Raw genomic sequence first — 2,263 nt, forward strand, 5'->3', positions numbered from 1 at the left:
CGTTCATCCTGAGCCAGGATCAAACTCTCCGTTCAAAAACAAAAAACGAAACACAACCACCCCCACCGGAAATCACGGCAAGAAGCAGCTGCAAATCTGAAACCAGCTGAAAACCAAACCACCACACACGGGGGTGCATGACAATTCGGCAATAAATTTCAACCAATCAATAAAACAATCGGTATCAACAAACTTGGCACACTATTGAGTTCTCAAACAACAGACCCCTCAAAACATCACCCAAACAGCACACCACACAAAGCAGCGCAACCATCAACAGGCCATTGGAAAAGAAGGATTATTATTGGCCGCCAACCGAACCGTACACACCTTCCGGCTTTCCGTTTCGCTCCCGGCGACTCAGAAAACAATACACGCCCCCAACCCCCAACGCAAATCCACCCCCAAGCAACTCCTCGCCCTGCAAGAGGACACACGTGAATCCCACGTGAAGTTCCCATGAAGACCCCCAAATTTGCTGCGGCATACGGCTACGCCCCAGCCCCCAAAGCCAACCACCCGCCGTCGTACCTTCCCATCAGCCCAGCCCTAACAACCGCTGTTCCGCAGTGAAGCGGCAGCGGGCCCCTTGGGACAGCCAAGGTCTCCTGGTCCTGCGGACGCGTACCGCTTCCCTAGGAGATGGCCGCGGACAGGTGGGAGGATAAACCCATGGAACTGCACATCACAGGAGATGCTGCTGCCGACCAACTCCTCAGTGACGACGCCTTCGCGCTGCTGACCGGCATGCTGCTCGATCAACAAGTGACCATGGAATCCGCCTTCGCCGGACCCGAGAAGATCCGCTCACGCATTGGGTCCCTGGAGCCCGGCGCCATTGCGGCCTTCGACCCGGCCGGCTTTGTGGACGTCTTCAAGCAGACTCCGGCTGTCCACCGTTTCCCGGGCTCCATGGCCGGACGGGTACAGGCACTGGCCGAGACGGTCCACCAGGACTGGGACGGCCAGGCATCCGCCATATGGACTCGAGACAACCCAAGCGGGGCTGAAGTACTCCGGCGACTGAAGGCCCTACCGGGCTTCGGGGACCAGAAGGCCAGGATCTTCCTGGCGCTCCTCGGAAAGCAGTGTGGTCTCCAGGCGGAGGGTTGGCGCGAGGCCGCCGGCCATTACGGTGAAGAGGGCTCGTACTTGTCCGTGGCAGACATCGTGGATCCGGACTCCTTGGTAAAGGTCCGCGCAAGTAAACAAGCCGCGAAAGCTGCTGCCAAGGCTGCGAAGGCCTGACTTATCAACAAGACAGCTAAGGCCCCGCATCTGCGGGGCCTTAGCTGTCTGCGGCCTGGTACGGCGGATCACCGTCGGGTCGGCAGGGCGATCTCACGGGAAGGCACGACGGCGGCGTTCACCACGGCGCGATCGCCCAGTGGGCGTCCCAAGTGGACTGTGAACGGCGTGGGTGGATTGCTCTGGCACGAAGCCGCCCCGAGTGCTGCTCTCCGAACCCCGACGACTACTTCCACCGTTGTTTCCGTTTCGACGAGTTCCACCACTTCTACCCTCCCTTCGGCATTCTGCCCCTGAGTTGCAATCAAATTCCGTGACGAGCAAAGGGACGCTGTTGCTGTTGGGATCAGGCCTCGAAGAAGGGTCCAGGGTCACTGCGCCGGCCCTCAAGTCTCCCAAGTCCAAGGTAGGAGTACAGGCGGACGCCTCGACCACCGCCCACACAGGCTTGCCCGGTTCCGAAGCCATGGAGTCGGTGGAAATGATCACGTAAACGAAGTCGCGGATGTCGCCCGTTCCATCGTCCTTCGGTTCCGCGAGCTTGTTCATCAGCATGACCCTGCTGCTGCTCTCTTGCGCGATGAGCCAGGATTCAGCGTGGAATTGGTCCACGTTGCGTCCGCTGAGTGCCGGCAGCGCTTCAGGCCCGAGCTCCGACGCGGGCCTTCGGTTCTCCAACGCCTCCAGCGGAATTTCATTGCCTTGGCACAACGCCCTATCGGGTGTGATCTCCGAGACCGGGCTGGCTGCGGCCGGACTCCCTTGGATCTGATCAGGAGCTGCGCATCCCGCACCCAGGAAGGTGAACGCCAGCACGGCAACGGTCCATGTATTCGACGCTGCTTTCATCCCCATACCGCTCAGGCTACGCTTCGATACGCGATGCCGGGTCTACAGGGTGCTGAATCCTGGTACATGGTGTGTTAAAGGTGTGGAGCCCCGACCGTCGTGGTCGGGGCTCCTGTTAAGTGTTGTCCGGCGGTGTCCTACTCTCCCACACCCTCCCGGGTGCAGT

Annotated in this window: 2 protein-coding genes; both read left to right on the top strand. The window is 60.1% G+C overall.

All coding sequences use genetic code 11. The features are described 5' to 3' along the window. Window positions 1-672: 672 nt before the first annotated feature. A complete protein-coding gene (locus ACIQT2_RS23945; RefSeq protein WP_400337891.1) occupies window positions 673-1,248 on the top strand; it encodes an HhH-GPD-type base excision DNA repair protein in 576 nt (191 codons plus the stop codon). Between the two features lie 313 nt (window positions 1,249-1,561). Then, the gene (locus ACIQT2_RS23950) at window positions 1,562-1,741 is read left to right on the top strand and encodes a hypothetical protein (RefSeq protein ID WP_402951767.1); all 180 of its coding nucleotides are present in this window, start codon (window positions 1,562-1,564) and stop codon (window positions 1,739-1,741) included. Window positions 1,742-2,263 lie beyond the last annotated feature (522 nt).

The organism is Paenarthrobacter sp. NPDC090522 (assembly GCF_044769225.1).
Taxonomy (GTDB): domain Bacteria; phylum Actinomycetota; class Actinomycetes; order Actinomycetales; family Micrococcaceae; genus Arthrobacter.

Coding starts and splice junctions, on each gene's coding strand:
- ACIQT2_RS23945 (WP_400337891.1), top strand. CDS start 673: ATGGAACTGCACATCACAGGAGATGCTGCTGCCGACCAACTCCTCAGT.